Raw genomic sequence first — 20,254 nt, forward strand, 5'->3', positions numbered from 1 at the left:
GTTTTGCAATCTTTTCTTTAGGCAAAATATTTGGCTTATAAGGTATATATTTTTTACAAAAGTTCTTTGTCTTTTTATTGTATTTTTATGAGCAAAAGCACTTAGAAAACCGCTTTGTGTAAGTCTTCTTGTTAATTGACTATATGATATTTTTGCATTAGCTATTCTCTAATAAAACAAACACTAAGACATATATGAATTACAAGAACTATTTTTTGTTCCAGCAATTATTTTTTTTGCTTTCATATTTTTTCATAATTGATAATTAAATCATTATTGTAAATCTTTTTTCTATCGCCTCATTGGTTGCCATGTGCTAAATTAACTTCTTTTTTTGCATAATTCAGCATTTCTTAATTTTTGTTTTAATCTTTTTTGGTTGATATTGAAGATTTTGCTTTCAAGGATAATTGCTTATTTGTTAAATTGGAATATGTAGTTATAACATCTATTTTTTTGTTTTCTATTTCATGAATAATAAAACCACCTATAACATTTTACTATATATGTTAGGTGGTTTATTTTTGTTACAATTTAACGCTTTTTTTATGAAATTACAATTTTTTTAAAGAAATTAGCCACCATTGTCTTAAAAACTTCTTCTAAATCATTTTCATTATCTTTTGAATAATAATATGTAGTTAGTAATTTTGTGTTTTTATTCAAAAGATCTTTTGTTGAAGAAATAATAATTGGTGATTTTTTTTGTATACGCGTTTCAAATATGTTAATTAATAAGTCAAAAAATCATTGGGATTTCAAACCTAAACTAAGATTTGCAATGAATAATACATCAACATTATTCAAATAATAACATATTGATTGTTTTTCTTCTTTATTTGATGATAGAAAATTATATAGTTCATTAGCATTTAAAAAGGCTACTGTCTTGCCTTGGCTAATTACATTCATTAGGGCTATATATTTAATAATATCATTGCTTATTGTAAAATTGGCTCCTCATAATCAAATGTTAAAATCAAAAACGCCTTTTCCGGTGATCATTGTTCTAAATTTAGCTCTAATATCTTCACTAGCAATAGTTTTAGGTAATGAGTCTATAAAAATTTTTGTTGTTTTTTTTAAAGCAACAACATCAGACGAATTGTTATTTTTTTGAAAATATTTCTTAAATATTGGATCTAACTCTGTGATTGATGTCAATCAGAATTTTTCTAGTTGTTGGCTTCTTATTATCTCCTTATCATTACTATAATCTTCAGCCAAAAAACCATAAATATCAACAAACAGCTTATAGTCAGGCTTTTTATGATTTTTGATAACTGAATCATGATATCTTTGTAAGATACCCATACCCTTTTTTATTTGTTTTTCATTAAGGTTTAATCTTTTAATTTCTGTTTGAATAAAATCCTTTGAAAGAACTTCATTCCTTAATTCATCAATATTTATTTTTTCATTAGGTGATAATATTGAATCAAAAATCTTTTTCTCCATTATTTATTCCTTTTAGTCATCTCATGTTAGTAGATCGTTTAAATCATCATTAATATTATTATATTTTTTACTAAATAAAGAATAGCTATTATTTCTATTTAGAGAAGCTTGACATAATTCATTATCGATTAAATATGCATCATATAAGTTTCTTCTTGCAAAGTCATTGGCTATTTTTAGGATGTAATTGCATATAATGGCATTATTTATAGAAATTGAATATTTTATTATATTGTTAATAGCATTATCCTTAAAATTTAATGACTTTATTTTTTTTAGCATCAAAATTTGCGATGGACTGAGTTCTTTTCTTGTGTGGTAACTAATATATTCTTCCGAAGTGAGATCTTCAATTAATTCATGTTCATTAATAATTTTAAAATCAAAACAATCTTCCTGCTGCAAAGAAATTTTTTCACTAGAGAAGACCTCAAAAAAGTTTTTTGAAACATTATTAAATTCTGTTTCATCATAATAATAAAATGCATTATTCTTAATTAAATTATTATATAAAACTTCACCTAATTTATTTTTTAACAAATTAGCGATAAGGGAATTTTTTACAATTCCATTGGCACATAGTGGTTTTATTAATTTAAATAATAAAGTGCCATCTTTGTCTTGCAGGGTTTTAATTAGACCTAAACCCTCTAATTTATTTTTAGCATCTTTTATTTGGTTTATCGACATAACTAGAAATTCTGAAGTTTTGGCTAAATCATATTTCTTTAGTCTATTTATATTATATAAATCATATAAATGTTGATAGAAAGCAACACCCAGACTTCCAATAATAGGAGAATAGAAGGTTCTTAAATTAATTAAATCTTTTGAAGAAATATCAGCTGAATTATCAACCAAAAATTTAATTTGATCCATTTTTATCCCCCCTCTTGTTTATATATTTGTTTTTGCATAAAATTGATTTATGTTAAAACGCATTTTTACTTGATAGCAAAATTATTTTATGGGACTAAGAGAATGTTTTGTCTCATTTTTATTAGTTTTTTTGGGGCTAAGTATTTTTAGTGTAATTTATAGACATCGTTAATAGCCTTTATCATCTAAATTTAAGAAAAATTTATAAAAAAAATTCAGTTTTCTACATGAAAATGTTTAAAAAAATAACTGTTTTTGGGTTAAAAATGGCTAGTTTTGATTACTTATAAAAATATCTTTTTGATTTAAGTTGAATTCTATTATTTTTATTTAAAAATCATTATTATAGAATTTTTATTTAATATTTTTTTATATCTTTTCAATGTCTCTAATTTAAAATTAAACTTAATATTATTTTATAATTAAACTATGAAATTAAATAACCTACATCTTAATACGACGTTTTCTTTTTTGGAAAGTACAATAACTGTTGATGAAGCAATAAAACAAGCTCTTAATAGTGGTATAAATTATCTTGCATTTACAGAAAAGAATCATTTTTTTAGCTTAGCTGAAGCTAATAAAAAATGCATGGAAAATAACATTAAGGCTAATTTTGGGCTTGATGTAAAACTAATGATTGATGACCAATGATACCAATTTATCTTGTTTGCTAAGCATCAAAAAGGTTTTGAGATCCTTAAAAAGCTATCTTATCAATTATTAAATAATGAAATAATTTATCTTAATGATATTCTTGATTTTGAAGATGATATTGTTATTATAGAAAACCCTATTTTAAGCTACTTTAAATTAACTAAAAATGTTATAAACAAATCGAATTATTATATAGGATTCACAATCATAGATATTGAAAAAAATAAAGAATTTTGTTCTTATTTTCAGAATATTTTGGTTGTAAATAATTTTAACACAGTCGATTTTCAGGATTTTATGATTATAGAATTACTGAATAAAATGAATAATAAGACAAATAATATATTGTTTGATGGTACTTTGTTTTTTGATGTTGATGATGGAGATGGCTTGATGAATAAATTAGTAAATAGAACTAATGCATTTGTTGAGTCAATATATTTTGAACATCAAAAAAATAAATATAATTTGCCCTTTTTTAAAAACGAACAAAACCTTGATTCAAAAGGTTATCTAAAATTCTTAATATGAGAAAAAATTAAAAATAATAATAAAATCAAGGCACTTTTTGAAAACCAAGCTTATAAGGATAGACTATTAAAAGAATTTCAAATTATTTCACAATTAAGATTTGAGGATTATTTTTTAATTATTCAAGATTGAATTAATTGGGCTAGAAAAAAAGGGATTTCAATTGGCCCTGGAAGAGGTTCTGCAGCTGGTTCGTTGGTTTCATATATTCTTGGAATTACAGAAATTGATCCAATAAAATACAATCTTATTTTTGAGAGATTTCTTAATCCTAAGAGAATTTCAATGCCTGATATTGATGTCGATGTTCAGGATGACCAAAGACATGAAATTATTAATTATCTTGTACAAAAATATGGGTATGAATGTGTTGCTAATATTGTAACTTTTTCTGTTCTAGGTAAAAAATCTGCGATTAGAGATGTTTTGAGAACTTATAAAGATGTATCTTCCGATAAAATAAATCAAGTTTCAAAATTAATTTCGTCTGATGACAGAAGTTTATTTGAAGAAGCAAATAAAAATACGGCATTTATTAGTGCTTTGCAGCAAATTAAACCAACAGATAATTCTTTTGCTAAGAACGTTATCAACCAAACGTCGCGAATTTCTGGTTTCTTTCGTCAAACAGGAACACATGCCGCTGGAATTGTAATATCATCAAGGCCAATAATGGAGCTTGTGCCGACTTTTAAAAATATTGATAATTTTCAACAAACGCAGTTTAGCATGGAATACCTTGACTATTTTGGTTTAATAAAGATGGATATTTTAGGCCTTAGAACCCTATCGACAATTAAGCAAATTGAAGATGAAGTTAAAAAGAAAACAAAAAAGGATATCAATTGAGACATTATTGATTATAATGATCAAAAAACATTTGATCTTCTTTCACAAGGAAATACTTCCGGTATTTTTCAAGTGGAAAGTCCTATAATGATTAAGGCCTTAAAGCAAATTAAGGTAAGCACGTTTGAGGATATTAGTGCTATTATATCATTGAATAGGCCAGGACCAATGGCTTATGTATCAAGCTATGCAAAGAGAAAATCAGGTATAGAACCAATACCAAGCATCTCGTTGGAATATGATGAAATTGTTAAAGATACATATGGAATTATAATTTACCAAGAACAAATTATGCAAATAGTTCAGAAAGTAGCAAATATGACTTTCGAAGAGGCTGATTTGTTTAGAAAAATTATTTCAAAAAAGAAAGCTGATGAAATGAATGATATTAAGGATTCATTTATTGGACAAGCAACTAAAAATGGATATAGTTTAGAAGTGGCTAATAAAATTTTTAGTAATATTGAAAAGTTCGCTGATTATGGATTTAATAAATCGCATGCTGTCGCTTATTCAATGCTAACATTCAAAATGGCTTATTTAAAGGCGAATTTTCCATTAGAGTTCTATAGTTCATGCATTACAAGTTCAAATGGAGCCCAAGCGACGATTTCAAAATATGCAAATGAAGCAAAAACCATGGGCATTCAAATTGTTAGTCCAGAAATAAATCTTTCAACAAATAAGGCAATAATTTCTGATAATAAAATAATTTTACCATTAGGTTTAATCAAAGGCATTGGTCCCGAGATAATAAGGATAATTATTAATGATCGCAAAGTAAATGGCCAATATAAAAATTTCTTACATTGTTATTTTAGCTTGTTTAAAATTAAAACATTTGGCAAATCGACATTAGAGACATTGATTAAGGCTAATGCATTGCGAAATTTTAAATTAAGTCAAAAAACAATGCTTGAAGAGATTGATTCATCTTCGAATTCTAGTGTTTTTGTACAACAAAATTTATTTAAAAATACGGTTGATATTGTTGATAAAATCATTAATTGTGAACCACAAAATGTTTATGAAGATGAAACTCAAATAGTTGAAAAAAATGAAATTGAATTGCTTGGCCAAATATACAATTATTCAACAACACAAAACTACGAGATTGACGGCAATAGATTAATAGATACAAGACCTAATAATGAGTATGTAATGATTGTACAATGCGTTAATGTAGTAGTTGGAAATGATAAAAATGGTAGACAATATCAAAGAATTGATTTTCAAGATTCAAGTTTTAAAGTAGTTGCTTTTATGTTTAGAGTTGATCCTGAGCTATCCAAACTTAAACGCAGGCTTGTAAAAATTAAATTTATAAGAAAATTAGATAATAAAATTATTTTAAGAAATTACGAGGTAATTAAATAATGAAACAAAAAATATTAATTATTGATGGTACTTATTTAACGTATCGTTCTTATTTTGCAATAAATAAGAATAATACTTATTTAACAAACGCAGAAGGCGTTTCAACAAGTACAATATTATTATTTTTTAGAACATTGTTTAATCTTATTGAAGAATATTCGCCATCGCATATTTTTATAGCATTTGATGCAGTCGGAAAAACTTTTCGTCATAATTTATATGAGCATTATAAGGAAGGCCGAGCAAAAATGCCGAATGAATTTTACAATCAAATGACTATAATAAGAAAATTACTTACATCTTTAAATATTGTAAATATAGAAAAAACAGGGGTTGAAGCAGATGATTTAATTGCCAAGGTATGTTTTGAATATCCCTTGATTGAAAAGATAATTTTTTCAGCTGATCAGGATCTTAATCAATTAATTAATGAATATACTTCAATAATTAAAAAAACAAAAGAAGGAATTATTATTTTAACGCCAAAAAATTTTAAATCAATTTATGGCATTAACCCTAATCAAGTAGTTGATTATAAGGCCATAGTCGGTGATTCAAGCGATAACTTTTTTGGTGTTAAGGGTGTCGGGTCTAAGACAGCTATAAAACTTCTTGATCAATATCAAACCCTTGATAATATTTATGAAAATCTAGAAAATTTATCATCTTCTAGGCTTGCGCAAAAATTCATTGATTATAAATCTATTGCATTCAGAGATCAACATATTGCTAAATTAGTTACTAATTTTGAATTAGAAGGTATTAAATTAAATTTATTAGATATAGCGAATGTTGAGCTAACCCTTGACGCCGTAAAAATTATTGACGAGTTTCAACTTAATTCAATAAGAAGAGCATTTTTTAATAAAATAAAAATTATTAATTAAAGCCCTATTTCAGTAAGAAAAAACGCACAAACAAGGTGCGTTTTTTAAAGTTATTATGAGTTATCCTTCTTGGTTAATTCTTCTTCATATACTTCTAAATTTCGTTGGTGTAGTGCTAGTTTTTCTTGTTTTTCTTTAATTTTATCCTCACTAGCATTTTTCATAAAGTTTGGGTTATTAATAAAACTTTTATTAAATTCTATTTCTTTTTTCGTTTTTTCAATTAACTTTTTAAGTTCAATAATTTCATTTTCCTTATCTTCTTTGCTTTGTTTAATGAAGACCTTGGCAAAGGAGGTTTGAATAGACAAGTCATTATTTTCGCCAATAACAAAATTTGACAATTTAAAGATTATTAGTTGTTGATTTTCAGAAATATCGAAGTTTTCGATAAAGTAGTTTAATGTAATGTTTTTAGATATTTGTTTTTCTTCACGATATTTTCTAAACGTAGTGATTAGTTCGATTAGGTTGTTTATTTCATTTGAATTAAATGTATCTTCAATTGTGTAGTTGGCAAGTGCATTATCCCAAAGCTCCTCGTTGTATATTTCTTGAAACAAATAATCTGTAACAAAAGGCATATATGGTTGAAGCATTATTAAGATTTCTCTAAATAAATAATGAATAAAATAATCATTTTTTTTGAATTTTAAAAACTCTAAATATCATGATGAAAATTTATTGATCATAAATTCTTGAATATGTTTATAAACAACGGTGAATTCATAGTTTTTCATTGCTTCATCAATTTTAGATGTCATTTTTAAAAATTCTAGTAATATTCATTTATCGAAATTGTCTAATTTTTCATATTGCAACTCGCTTTTAATATTAATAGGAATATTTTTTATTAGGCGACCAATGTTTCAAATTTTATTAATAAATAACCTTGCGCTTTGAATTTTTTCATCTCCAAAATTAATATCTAATCCAGGTGTGCAATTAAATATTAAAGACATTCTCAAAACATCTGATCCATATTCGTCAATAACCTTAATAGGGTCAATACCATTTCCAAGTGATTTAGACATTTTGCGTCCGTGTGAATCCCTTACTAACCCATGTAATAAAACCTCTTTAAATGGTATCTTGTCCATAAATTCTAGGCTTTGAAAATACATTCTTGATACTCAAAAGAAGATAATGTCATATCCCGTTACTAATAAATTTGTAGGAAAGTATCTTTTTAATTTTTCTGATGATTGTGGTCAGCCCAAAAATACAAAAGGCGCTAATGCTGAGCTAAATCAAGTGTCTAAAACATCGCTATCTTGAATTCATTCATTACCAGGTTTTTCAGTTTGTACTTTAATTTCGTTGCCTTTGTATCATACCGGAATTCTATGACCTCACCAAATTTGTCTGCTAATTGTTCAATCATGAACATTTTCCATTCATTTGACTAGATTATCCTTAAATCGTTTAGGTATTATTTTTACACCTTCCATAGAATCTAGATTTTTTAGAAGTTGTTCTGAAAGTGAATTCATTTTCACAAATCATTGTGGTTTTACTAATATTTCGATTGGTTCTTTGGTTCTTTCACTATAACCAATATTTGAAATAATATTTTCTGTCTTGTAAATAAAACCTTTTGTTTCAAGATATTGCGCAATTTTTATTCTTGCTTCGAAACGGTCTAAACCTTGAAACTCCTTCGCTAATGAGTTCATTAAACCATCATCGTTAATACACTCGTTGATGCTAAGACCATAGTTTTTGATAATTTCAATGTCATCAATAGCATGAGCTGAAACTTTCATCGCCCCTGTCCCAAAATTGGGATCAATATTTTCTGAACTAATAATTGGAATTTCTTTTTTTGTTAATGGATGAATTACTGTTTTATTTTTTAGTGAATTAAAACGTTCATCATTTGGATTTAAGGCAATTGCAACATCGGAAAACATTGTTTCAACACGGGTGGTAGCTACAAGCAAGTAATTATTCTTATCATTTTTAAATGGATATTTAATGTAATACATTTTTTGATTAGTTTCAGTGGGTATTACCTCAATATTAGATAATGCGGTTTTTAGCTTTGGATCCCACAAAATTGCTTTTGTATCACGATAAATCAATCCTTTATTATACATATCAATAAAGACTTTTGCAACCGCTTCCGATGCATCCTTATCAAGAGTAAATCGTTCGCTATTATAATCAAGTGCTAATCCAAGTTTTGCTCATTGGTCATTAATGTTTTGCGAATATTCATCTTTTCATTTTCAAATCTCTTTAATAAATTTTTCTCGTCCTAGTTGATATTTATTTCTTCCGCTCTCTGATAATCTTTTTTCAACAACGGCTTGTGTTGCGATGCCTGCATGGTCTTTACCAGCCACTCACATAACATCAAATCCCTTTATTTTTTTATATCTAATAATTGTATCTTGAATATATGTATCTAAGGCGTGCCCGATATGAAGCTTTCCAGTTACATTTGGAGGCGGTAAAATTATTGTAAAAGGAGGTTTTTTGATATCATGTGTTGAAAAGGTTTTCATATCTATTCACTTTTGATGGCGTCCTTGTTCAACGAGTTTGTGATTAAAATTCTTATCCATGTTATCTCCTAAATTTGTAGCAATGTTTTGTATACTGAAATCAATAATTTTCTCCTCATCGTAATTTCTTTTATCCTTAATAGCTTTTTCATTCTTATTTAATGAGCGATCAAATGAAAAAATATCTCTTATTTTTTTATTCTGAGTGTTATCTTTGTTTATTCATTTAGATAATTGATTTCACTTGCAACTTATATAATGATCTGGTTCAATTTCATATTCAAAAATATTTTCAATTTCATCAATATTATCAATAAATTCTTCATAGTTAGATAATAGGTAATCATCTTTTTTGTCTAACATTTTTTTAACAACCGGATTTATCGGGTTGTCTACAACAATGTTTGTTTTACCTCTCTCAATAATTCGCGAGTTTATCATTATTTGCAAATCTGTTGTTAACTTACTGGCCGTTTTTATATCACTTAATAAGTAAATCCCGATGGCTTCATTTTCAAGAATGTATTCATTTATTTTATTAAGTACTTCGATTTGGTTTTTAGCATCAATTTTATCAATGTTGTTTCCGATTACAATTAAGCTTGGATTGTTGATTAAAATTTTACTTAGCTCAAGAGCAATTTTTTCATCCTTAGAAAGATAAGACAATTTCATTGTAAGTTTGTCTAGTGAAAGGTTTGCATTTAAAAGGATTCTATAAATATTGGATTTAAAAATAATTCTTTTCATCGCTTCTTCAGCGTCGCTTGTTTCAAAAATTCTTTTATAGATTAGAAACTGATTAAAAAGATTATTAAGTAAGAAGTTTAATTCTTTTAGATTAAAAAATGCTCTTAAAAAAGGATTCAAAAAGGTTAATTCTTGATTAAAATCTTCTTCAAATTCAATTTTATTTAATGAGTGGAGGTTGGTTAATAATTCTTTTATATTTTTAAATATTTTTTTGGCATTTTCTATATTATTTTGAAAAACATTTGCTAATTTCGAATTGTAATTTTTTGTTTCATCCCTAATACTTTTACCGATATTTTCAACATTTCAATGAAATTCTGCTTGTTTTTCTTCAAACTTATACTCGTATTCCTTGATTGTTGAAATATCAATATAATCACTAGTTTTCTCATTATTGTCTTCTTTGTCTACAAGTAATAAGCTTGGGGAATGATTTTTTTTATTTTTTAGCGATTTAAATCTTTCGATAAATGAACTAAAATTGTTGGTTATCATTGAATTAGCAATTAATTTTATTTGCTTTTTTAATTGTGTTCTAGTTCAGTAAGTTCCTAATAAACTAATTTCATTGATTATATTTTTTCTCAAATCATATAAATCATCAATAAACGAAAGTAGGGAGGTGCGATTTAGAAGCGAAATTAGAAAGAAATGTTTTGTTAAAAAACGCTGTATTATTTTATTAATATAATATCTACCATAATAGTGATTAAAAGAATCAATTTTAAGATTTGTTTTTAAATGAAATTTATTTAAGAGAATTTCACTGCTGAAGCTTTTTCTTAATCTAGAAAAATATTTATTATTTTCCTTTTTAACTTGTTTTTTTTCTTTTAATTTGTCTATTATTTTTTTTATCTTAGTTAGTAATTTACTTTTAAAACCATGATTTGAGTTTATGTCTTTTTTGGAACATATTTCAAGATAATTAGTTTTGGCTTCTTTATATTCATTATATTGCATTAACGACTTTCCAGAAACATAGTTCTTTATTGTTTGCTCTATATATGTAAAGAAGGATTGCTCATGATTTTGTATATTTTTTGCGATATTATGAATAATGCCTGAGAGATTTTGCATTAGTAAAATTTGGTCATTTTGATTTAATTTATTAAGATTTTGCGCATTATTTTTTGAGAGTATTAATTTTAATTCATTTACTAATGGTTCTAATGAGTATTGAAGTTGGTAATTTGTTTTAGAATATTCTAATCTAAAATGGTATCTCGAATCTTGGTAGACATCTTTTCAACTATTTTTAAAGATATTATTAAATGAGCTAGTAACTTTATTTTCTTTTATATAGTTTTTCAGATAAGCAAAAACAGTTTCTTCTGATTTTGTTTCAAATAGCTCATCGCTTTCAAAGCCATATGCAAGATTATCACGGAAATTTTGGTTTGAATCTATCATATAGAAATTTTCATCATCTTGTTTAAATTCGATAAATCCTTGAAAATCTTTGATTTTATTATCTCTATCTATCAAGAGATTGAAAATGTTTTTTTTAGATTGAATATTATCAGCAATAATGCCTAAAATACTGCTTTTAGAAAGCTTAAAATTTAAATCATTAATAAGATATTCGAATGAGTAATAATTGTTTTTTTTGATCTTATTTATTTTTTTTAGTTCTTGAACTCTAAAACCAGTAATTTTTTTCTTATTCATTAGAATCTGTCACCTTCCTTTGTTTTAACTAGCGATGCAACAACTCTATATGTTGCAAGTATGACAGCTAGATTAAAGAAAATCTTAACAGGACCCGTTAATGTTTGGCCAGTAAAATTAACTCAAAAATCAGTTTTTAATGTTTGAGTATCGGCTCATGCGAGTAACACGGTGTTTGCCAGTTCTAGTAGAGCGCTAAATGAAATAATAGCCATAACCTCAAGGAACGTTTGGTATTTTTTTCTCACAAAAAGGCGATATATAACAACAAATAAAATCATTCCAATAAAACCAGATGTCGTTAGTAGAATATAAAATGTTTTATTTTTAACAAAACGATTGTGTTCGAATATTGAATTGTCAAGTTTAGAAAATATAGTTACAATGATTAAAATTTGCAAGGATAATAGCACTAAAGTAGAAATAAATGAGAAATTCATCATTGCCGTAGGTCTTGGCTTGTTCTCTAAAATAATGATTTTAACTTCATAGAATGCAATTTTTTCTGAAAAATATTGTAAATCTTCAGAATTCCCTTTTGCTAGTGCTTCAGCAAACTGAATTTTAAAAAATTCTACAATTTGCTTATATTTATATATTCGGTAGTTTCTTGAAAAGAAAAGTTCATTTATGTTAAAAAAGTAATATGATGCTATTCCTGGAATAAATCCAGCAATAGCCACTGCAATAGTATATAAGAAACTATAATATGTAGGAACTAGAGCAAATGAAATGAAATCTGCCAATACTCCTGTGATCATTCCGACAAACGGTCCGAAAATAAAGCCTGTAATTTTTATTGGTAGGCCTATAAAACCAAATTTAAATGATGGTAGGGCGCTAATTGGTAAAATTCTTACTGAAATTAGAAAGAAAACAACAGAGATAGCAATTAAAACACCCACAAAGGCAATTCTTTTTGGGTTTCATTTTTTGAATGAAATATTTGTTTGTGATCTTAGCCATCTAATATAATGACTCAAGCCGCCTGGTAACTTTGAATTCATGCCTTTCCTTCGCTATCTTTTTAATAATAATTATATTATTATATTCTGAAACTACTTATAAAGTATGGTTATGCTTTGCTAATATTTTCTTGAAAATCACTTATTTTTCTCGAGAATGGGTAAATTAATAAAAGTTTTATAAAAGCTAGAATTAACTATTACGCCAGTGTAGATAAAATATGACATAACACTTAGCAATAAAATGATATACATAAATGATGCGACAACACCAAATTTCTTATAATCAAATACTGAGGTTAGAGATCCAAAAATTAAAATGTATAGGGTAGTTGGCACTGTTACTATTAGTGCGCCGGGATTTACATGTGAAAATTTTAGTTTAAAGTTAGGTGCAAATTTAAAGAAAAATAAAAATGCTACATATGTTATTATGGGTAAAAATAAAACTGTTGGAATTCAAAAAATAAGTTGAAATTCTCAGGGTAACATTTTAAGTGTTGTTGTGTGATCAACATTAATACTAAATACATTCTTTAATATAAAGTTAAGAAAAGCTGATGTAACTAATAAAAAAACTACGAGTAATACTGTGATAATTATGCTTGTTATAAATCCCTTGATTCGTGTTCTCCACATTGAGGATGAAGTTTTTTGTTCGTATAGAGCATCAAATGATCAAATAAATTTGCTATAGCCCTTTGATGATATTCACAATATAGATATGGTAAGAAAAATAAATGCAGCAATTCCGCCTGGGCTACTTCAAATTTCTGAAAATGCCGGAATAACGTTTTCAATACCGGGAATTAGCTGGCCTAGAATTGTGACTTTGATAACAATCTCTAACTGAGAATTTATTGCTCCAATAATTCCCATAACTAAACCTAGAGTCGGTATAAATGAAAGAAAAAGGTACATTGCGTATCCTGTTGGAACAAAGGCAAATTCATTTGAGTTTATTTTAGCATATGTCGATCTAACTATTTCTTTTCCTTTTACTTTCGAACTTCGCAAGTAATTTGGAATAGCAACAAAGAGAATCCCGTATATAATCGCCTTTAAAGCCTTTTCAAAAAAGTTTTGTTTATTTTTATTTTTTATTACTTGTTTTGCTGAAATAGAATTAGCATTATTATTTAGTTTTTTTTCTTGGTTTTTATCATTATTTCAACCGGTCTGGAGTAAGTTTTTATTCCTTTTTTTCATAAAGATCCTTAATTATTTGGCTTAGCTCAATTGCATTTGCTTTCCCAGCAGTTTTTTTCATTACTTGGCCAAGCATAAATTTTGAAGCTCTGTTGAAATTTATTTCAAATTCTTTGTTTAAAGTTGGGAATTCATTTAAAATTTCTTTAATAATATCTGTTAATGAAATTTCCTTGTGTTCAATGAAAAGGTTATTTTGTTTAATTATTTCATCAATATCATTGTTTTCGTTTTGATTAATTAGAATACTTAGGATGGTTTTTATGCTGGTCTTTTGTATTTTTTTATCTATTGTATATTGAATGATTTTTGACATAACATCAATATTTAGTTTTAGCTTTGATAATGACAAATTATTCTGATTTAGAAATGAAACGATTTCGGCAAAGAAAATATTCACGCTCTTCTTAAAATCTGTTGTGTTGAGCATATCAATGAAACTTGCATATTCCATATTTTCAATTAATTGCATAATTTGAACATTATTTAACCCATATTTTAGATAACGCATTTCTCTTTCATATGGTAGTTCTTCAATGGTAATGCTATCAACAAATTCTGGTTTTAGTTCGATACAAGGGATATTGGGATCTGGGAAATATTTATAATCAATTGAGTCAGATTTTGAACGCATTGTTATAGTTTTTAGTTTAGATTCATCAAATCTTTTTGTTTGTTGCGAGAAAGTTTGGCCGCTTTCATAACATGATGTTTGCCAATTATATTCATATTCTATTGCTTTTTCAATATTAGAAATTGAGTTTAAATTTTTTACTTCAACTCTTGTGTTTAGGTTATTAGTTCCTTTTTTTCTAACAGAGATATTTAAATCAACTCTTAAGCTACCTTCATTCATTTTGGCATCGGAAATGTCAAGAGCTAGCACAATTTTTCTTATTGCATCAACATATGCGACCGCTTCTTTAGCACTATGAAGAACTGGATTAGAGACAATCTCGATTAACGGAACACCTGAACGATTGTAGTTTAGTAAGGTTTGATTGCCTTCATGAAGAGATTTAGCTGTATCTTCCTCTAGGTGAATTCTCTCAATCTCAATATCTTTTCATTCATTATTGACTTTAATTTTTATTTTTCCATTTTTGCCAATTGGATTAAATTGTTGTGTAATTTGGTAGCCTTTTGTTAAATCTGGATAAAAATAGTTTTTTCTATCAAAACGAATATTATGGTCGATTTCCATATTTAAAGCTTTTGCCAATTTTATTGCCTTAATGATGGCCTGTTTATTTACGATCGGTAATGAACCAGGATATGCTAAATCAATGTGCGATACATAAATATTAGGGTTGGATGTATAAAGATTAGGTTGTGATGAAAACATTTTGGTTTTTGTATTAAGTTCAATATGTATTTCAATACCAATAACTAATTCTCAATTTTTATCCATTTATTTCTCCTAGTTTTTTTTCAAAATATAATGCTTGGCTAAATAACTTTTTGTCATTATTTCTTTTTGTATCAAAAGCAATATTAAATGGTAAATGGTTTTTTAAATCAATACCAAGTTTCATTGTTAATGATGGATTCCCAACTAGATTTGCATAAGTTAAAATAAAATCTAAATATGATTTATATTTTGACCCATTTTTAATATTGGGAGCAACATCATTAGAGGCAGGATAAACAAAAACATCAGCTGTGTTATGAATATTTTCAAAATATTCAACCAAGACTCTTCGCATCTTTTTGGCTTTTACAAAGTATCTAATTTGATTATTGGCTTTGAGAAAAAAAGATCCTAGAATTAGACGTGATTGAACCATTTTGCCCAGATATTTTGATCTGGTTTTTTTGAATGTATCAATCCAATCCTTGCCTTCTTCTCTTAATCCGAAGGAAACACCAGTAAGATTGGCGAGATTTGAAGATGCTTCTGAAAAGGCAATTATTTTGTAAACTACATCTATTGAGTTAAGAAGCTTTATATTTTCTTTAATTTTAATTAGTTTAATTCCATCTTTTTCCATCACATTAAGAAAGTTTTTGTATGATTTAGCAATTTCTGGATTAAGTTTATCAAAACAATCTAAATAGGCAATAGATTTTGGCTTTTCTTCCTTAATCTCATCATATTTAAAGCTAAGATCAATTGAAGTTAAATCATTTTTTAGATCTTGCTTGTACAATATTGATGATAATTTTATTAGGTCCTTAATGTTGTGTGTAAAATAAGCCACAGTATCTAATGAAGAGGCAAATGCAAAAAGTCCATATCTGCTAATTGCTCCATATGATGGTTTAAATCCAATCTCACCGATATTTGAAGCAGGTTTTCGTACAGAGTCTCCGGTATCTGAACCAATTGCAAAGTCGATATCTTTACTAAAAGTGGCAGCAGCACCTGACGATGATCCACCAACTAGATATTCTTTATTTAAAGGATTCTTTATTAAACCAAAGGCAGAATATTCCCCCGATCCCCCGAGACCGAATTCATCAAGATTTGTTCTAGCAACACATGTTGACCCATTTTCTTCGAGCAATTTAATAACACTAGCTTTATATCCAGGTCTGAAATTGTGCAAAAACAAGCTCGAGGCTTTACATTCAACATTTATGTCAGCATAGTTATCTTTTATTGTGTATATTGTATTGGATAGTGGAAGACTACTATCATTTAATTTAGCATCTTTGAAAATGTAGGATATAGCATTATTATCATCTTGTAATAATTTATCAATTATATTTTGAATATTTTTATTCTTCATGAACAACTCTTTTCATAATAACTAGATCTTCATTGCTATTATATGCGTTTTTAAGAAGTTTTTCTTTGTCAATTTTAGTGCAATCACATATTTCGTCGTCTCTTAAATCATTAAAAGAAATTTTAGATTCGTTGATATGCGATAACGGTTTTATATTGGCTAGATTTATTTCGTCAAGATCAGTTAGCGATTGGTTAATTGAGTCTAATAATTTTTTGGCCATATTAATAACTTCATCAGATGGGTCTAGTAATAAATTATTTGCTATTGTTTTTAGTTCTTCATCGTTCATTTTTGGTCCTTTTTATCAACGCGGTTGAGATATAAAAATTTGATTATTATATTCATTAAATTCATCAGGTAAATTTTGAAATTTTATTGAATATGAATGCAAATATAATCTTTTTGCTTTTTTTCCACCATATTTAGTATCTCCCAAAATTGGAGATTTTAGATATTCAAGAGTAGCCCTGATTTGGTGCTTTTTTCCTGTAACAATTTGAGCGTAACTACGGTTTCCTTCCTTGAAGAAGATGGTTCTAGCTTTTATTCCAAAATCTGGATTTACTCGCATTTTTTCATTTTTAATATCTTTTTCAAGGCGTACAGTTATGTCAAGCTTTTCTTCGTTAAAGTCTGCAACAAATTGATAAATTTTTTCAAAATATTTTTGATACTCATCAAAAACTACTAAGGTTTTATAGTTCTTTGCATATACCACTAAGCCACTAGTTTTTTTATCAATTCGGCCGATTGAAGCCGGTACAAAAGAAGAAGTTTTTTTAAAATTTAGATATTTATGAACTTGGTCATCTAGGCAATTTTCTTCTGAATGCATTGCGATGTTTATTGCTTTATCAACAATTAAAATATTTTTATCCTCATATATAACTTTAAAATTAATATTTGCAGTATTTCTCTTTTTTGGTTTTTGAATTTCAGAAATTCCATAAACAATAATTTCATCGTCTAACTGTAATTTATATTGTTTATCGTTAGTTTTAACTCCATTTACTCTTATGTCTTTTTCACGAAAAATTTTTTCAATTCGTGATTTCGGGACATTGTCACATACTTTTAATATGTATTTATAAAGAATACGATCCACATCATCTTTTTTTGCTCTAAATTTATTCATTATATGTTTCCTCTACAAATAATTCATTATTGGATGCGTCGACTCTTTGAGAATCAAATAAGTCAAAATTTTCATCAGCCATTTCTTCTTCGATATTCGAGTAGCGGCTAAATTCAGGAAAAGGAGGAAGTTCAGCTAGTGTTTTAATTTTAAAATAATCATAAAATTTGTTAGTTATTCCATAAATGATGGGATTACCTGGGGTTTGAGCTACACCTACCTCCTCAATAATTCCTTTTTCTAATAAACTTGCAACAATTCCGTCACTAACAACACCTCTAATGTTTGAAATCATTGAACGAGTTACTGGTTGTTTATATGCAACAATTCCAGCTACTTCAATAGCTGCATTTGAAAGTCTTTGTTTCTTGACAATTGTAACTAGTTCAGATATATATTCCTTTACAGCCTCAACTGTAAGAAATTTATAAACATCATTGAATTCATAAACCTTAATACCATGATCTTGGTTATTAAAAAAAGTCTTGAAATCTCTTAATATTTTTCTGCCTTCTTGGATGGTGTTTAATTTAAAAATATCTTTCACCTGTTCCGAACTTAATCCTTCACTTCCTTGAACGAATAGTAGTGCTTCAATTATTTTATTCTTCATATTCTATTCCTTTTTTAAATTTGATAATACCTTCATCAACATCTTGTTCTAAAATAACAATTTGTTGTCTTGCAAGATCCAAAACGGCCAACATTGTTATGACAAAATGGCCTATTGTTGGGACATTAAAAATCTCATTAAACATAACCTCATTTTTATTAACAAAAAGACTGATTATTCTCTTTTTTTGATCCTCAGGATTTACAGCAACTGTTGATATAGTAATATTTCTAATTAATTCCGAATATGTTCGTTCAAACATTTTTCTTAATGTTATAACTAACTTCGAGCTATTAGAATGTCCATCAAGAATTGTTGAATCAACTTCTTTAACAAATTCCTCGGTTTCTTCTGGTTCTTTTGAAAACAAGTTTTGTCTTTGTTCTTCTTGTTTTTTTAATATTGAGGAAATTTCCTTAAACTTTTCATATTCCGCAATTTGTTCAAGCAATCTTTTCTTTTCTTGTTTGATTTCCTCTTCTGCTTCCGGGTCTTGTAATAACATCCTTGCTTTTAATTGAACTAGTGTTGCAGCCATAACTAAATATTCTGATGCAAGATCAATTTCATAACTTTCTATGTGTTTAATAATTTCTAAATATTGAGCAGTCAATTCAATTAAATCTACCTCAAAAATACTAATATTCTTTTCTCTTATTAGTGTTACTAAAAGGTCAAGTGGACCATCAAAATTAGAAAGTTTAAAAATATGTTTATCGCTTTCGGTACTTGTGCTTATTTTTTTGTCATCTTCTGAAGATAATTTACCTGATTTTGGTGTGTTTGTATGGTTCATAATATTGATTATTCTCTATTTTCTTTTTGTAAAAGTATTTTTTATGGTTTCATCTGATGAGATATTTTGATCTTGATATTTGCTTGAAACAATATTTTTAACTCAGTTAGCAAAATCTTTTTTATCTAGTGTTTGAAATTGCTGAGGTTTTATTGAAGGGTGAAAAATTACCTTAACGACAAGCTTTCCTTGTCTTTTATTATCAAGAGCATTAGCTGCGTTATTTATTGTTACTGGTACAAGGGGAATGTAGGTTGATTGAGCTGTTAGAAATACACCACTATTAAAATGAGCTATCTTGCCATCTCTTGTTCTAGTGCCTTCAGGGAAAATAACACCACAAGTTTGGTGTTTTTTAACATATTGTCCAAAATCTCTTAGAATTGCTAACGCTTCCTTTGGCTTTTGTGTATTTATGTAAAAGGTGCTAATTAGTTGGCTAATTTTGTAAATTGATTTCTTTTGTTTAGCTTCCTCTCTAGCAACAAATGTCATTGGTTTTGATTTTCTTTCGCCATTACCATGGTTTCATAAAGCTGAAGCAATAATTAAAGGATCTAGATAAGTTGAATGATTAGGCGTTAAGAAACAAGGCCCACTTGGAATATTTTCAAATCCTTCAACTTCAACCTCGACATTCAGGTGTCGCAAAATATTTGAACTATATTTGTGGATAAAATGTTGTTTTTCCACGTCTTTATAATAATCTGGCATTGCTCTATTTCTTTTTGCTTTTGCCAAAAGTCTCACAAAGTTGTGTAGTAAAGGAATAAATCTAAGAAATTTTCTTGTTTTTAGTGTCATAAGTTTTTCTCCTTGTTTTATTTTTTAGGATTTAAATGCAACAGCAACAACATAACCATCTTCACTAGTTGTAGATAATTGGTAATTGGCATATGTATATCTTCCAGCATTCGTTTTTTTGATTAGTATGTTTTTAAAACTAAATATTGAATTGTCAATTTTGAATATGCACTCTTTTAATGCTCATCTGGTTGCTAAAAATATTGGTTTTTTAGAGTCGCTGATTTTTAAATATTCTTCAATTTCAATTGGGTGTAAAATTTTTTTAATGGCGTTGGTGGATATATTTATAAACCTATTAATTTTAGCCATATCAATTGAAATCATAAAACTCCTTAATAAATAATTATTAATTATAATTTAATTAATAAATATTATGATTACAAAAGGAAAAAAATACCAAGCTATTAAACTGGTATTTTGCT

Annotated in this window: 15 protein-coding genes; 2 read left to right on the top strand and 13 right to left on the bottom strand. The window is 27.3% G+C overall.

Annotated elements, in window-relative coordinates:
* Positions 1-546 precede the first annotated feature (546 nt).
* The gene (locus ACWXVU_RS01295; protein WP_456012005.1) at positions 547-1,458 is read right to left on the bottom strand and encodes a hypothetical protein; all 912 of its coding nucleotides are present in this window, start codon (positions 1,456-1,458) and stop codon (positions 547-549) included.
* A gap of 12 nt (positions 1,459-1,470) precedes the next feature.
* On the bottom strand, positions 1,471-2,337 hold the full coding sequence (locus ACWXVU_RS01300) for a hypothetical protein (RefSeq protein WP_456012006.1): 867 nt from the start codon (positions 2,335-2,337) through the stop codon (positions 1,471-1,473).
* Positions 2,338-2,766: 429 nt separating this feature from the next.
* Between ACWXVU_RS01300 and dnaE the strand changes: the two genes are divergently transcribed.
* Positions 2,767-5,751 carry a DNA polymerase III subunit alpha gene (dnaE, locus tag ACWXVU_RS01305; protein WP_456012007.1) on the top strand — a complete coding sequence of 995 codons (2,985 nt, stop codon included), beginning with the start codon at positions 2,767-2,769 and terminating at the stop codon, positions 5,749-5,751.
* Positions 5,751-6,638: a 5'-3' exonuclease gene (locus ACWXVU_RS01310; protein ID WP_456012008.1), complete on the top strand. Its 888-nt coding sequence runs from the start codon at positions 5,751-5,753 to the stop codon at positions 6,636-6,638. The genes dnaE and ACWXVU_RS01310 overlap by 1 nt, the downstream gene beginning before the upstream one ends.
* A gap of 53 nt (positions 6,639-6,691) precedes the next feature.
* On the opposite strand, the gene ACWXVU_RS01315 is transcribed toward ACWXVU_RS01310, so the two are convergent.
* From ACWXVU_RS01315 to ACWXVU_RS01365, 11 genes are all read right to left on the bottom strand, one after another.
* A complete protein-coding gene (locus ACWXVU_RS01315; protein WP_456012010.1) occupies positions 6,692-11,572 on the bottom strand; it encodes a valine--tRNA ligase in 4,881 nt (1,626 codons plus the stop codon).
* Positions 11,572-12,579: a hypothetical protein gene (locus ACWXVU_RS01320; RefSeq protein WP_438340417.1), complete on the bottom strand. Its 1,008-nt coding sequence runs from the start codon at positions 12,577-12,579 to the stop codon at positions 11,572-11,574. The genes ACWXVU_RS01315 and ACWXVU_RS01320 overlap by 1 nt, the downstream gene beginning before the upstream one ends.
* A 78-nt stretch (positions 12,580-12,657) precedes the next feature.
* On the bottom strand, positions 12,658-13,746 hold the full coding sequence (locus ACWXVU_RS01325) for a YihY/virulence factor BrkB family protein (protein WP_444704845.1): 1,089 nt from the start codon (positions 13,744-13,746) through the stop codon (positions 12,658-12,660).
* Positions 13,730-15,157 (bottom strand): Asp-tRNA(Asn)/Glu-tRNA(Gln) amidotransferase subunit GatB, encoded by a 1,428-nt coding sequence (gene gatB, locus ACWXVU_RS01330; RefSeq protein WP_456012011.1) that lies wholly within the window; start codon positions 15,155-15,157, stop codon positions 13,730-13,732. The genes ACWXVU_RS01325 and gatB overlap by 17 nt, the downstream gene beginning before the upstream one ends.
* The gene (locus tag ACWXVU_RS01335) at positions 15,150-16,478 is read right to left on the bottom strand and encodes an amidase family protein (RefSeq protein WP_456012012.1); all 1,329 of its coding nucleotides are present in this window, start codon (positions 16,476-16,478) and stop codon (positions 15,150-15,152) included. Before ACWXVU_RS01335 ends, gatB begins: the two co-directional genes overlap by 8 nt.
* Complete coding sequence (locus tag ACWXVU_RS01340; RefSeq protein ID WP_444704842.1) at positions 16,468-16,770, bottom strand: Asp-tRNA(Asn)/Glu-tRNA(Gln) amidotransferase subunit GatC; 303 nt, start codon at positions 16,768-16,770, stop codon at positions 16,468-16,470. The genes ACWXVU_RS01335 and ACWXVU_RS01340 overlap by 11 nt, the downstream gene beginning before the upstream one ends.
* Before the next feature lie 12 nt (positions 16,771-16,782).
* Complete coding sequence (locus tag ACWXVU_RS01345) at positions 16,783-17,616, bottom strand: pseudouridine synthase family protein (RefSeq protein WP_455993846.1); 834 nt, start codon at positions 17,614-17,616, stop codon at positions 16,783-16,785.
* Positions 17,609-18,229: an SMC-Scp complex subunit ScpB gene (gene scpB, locus ACWXVU_RS01350; protein ID WP_438340411.1), complete on the bottom strand. Its 621-nt coding sequence runs from the start codon at positions 18,227-18,229 to the stop codon at positions 17,609-17,611. Before scpB ends, ACWXVU_RS01345 begins: the two co-directional genes overlap by 8 nt.
* A complete protein-coding gene (locus ACWXVU_RS01355) occupies positions 18,219-19,025 on the bottom strand; it encodes a segregation/condensation protein A (protein ID WP_456012013.1) in 807 nt (268 codons plus the stop codon). Before ACWXVU_RS01355 ends, scpB begins: the two co-directional genes overlap by 11 nt.
* Positions 19,026-19,040: 15 nt before the next feature.
* Positions 19,041-19,829: a 1-acyl-sn-glycerol-3-phosphate acyltransferase gene (locus tag ACWXVU_RS01360; protein WP_438340409.1), complete on the bottom strand. Its 789-nt coding sequence runs from the start codon at positions 19,827-19,829 to the stop codon at positions 19,041-19,043.
* 24 nt (positions 19,830-19,853) lie between these two features.
* Complete coding sequence (locus tag ACWXVU_RS01365) at positions 19,854-20,156, bottom strand: 4'-phosphopantetheinyl transferase superfamily protein (protein ID WP_438340408.1); 303 nt, start codon at positions 20,154-20,156, stop codon at positions 19,854-19,856.
* Between the last annotated feature and the right edge of the window lie 98 nt (positions 20,157-20,254).

It is taken from the genome of Mycoplasma sp. 2575 (assembly GCF_053851635.1).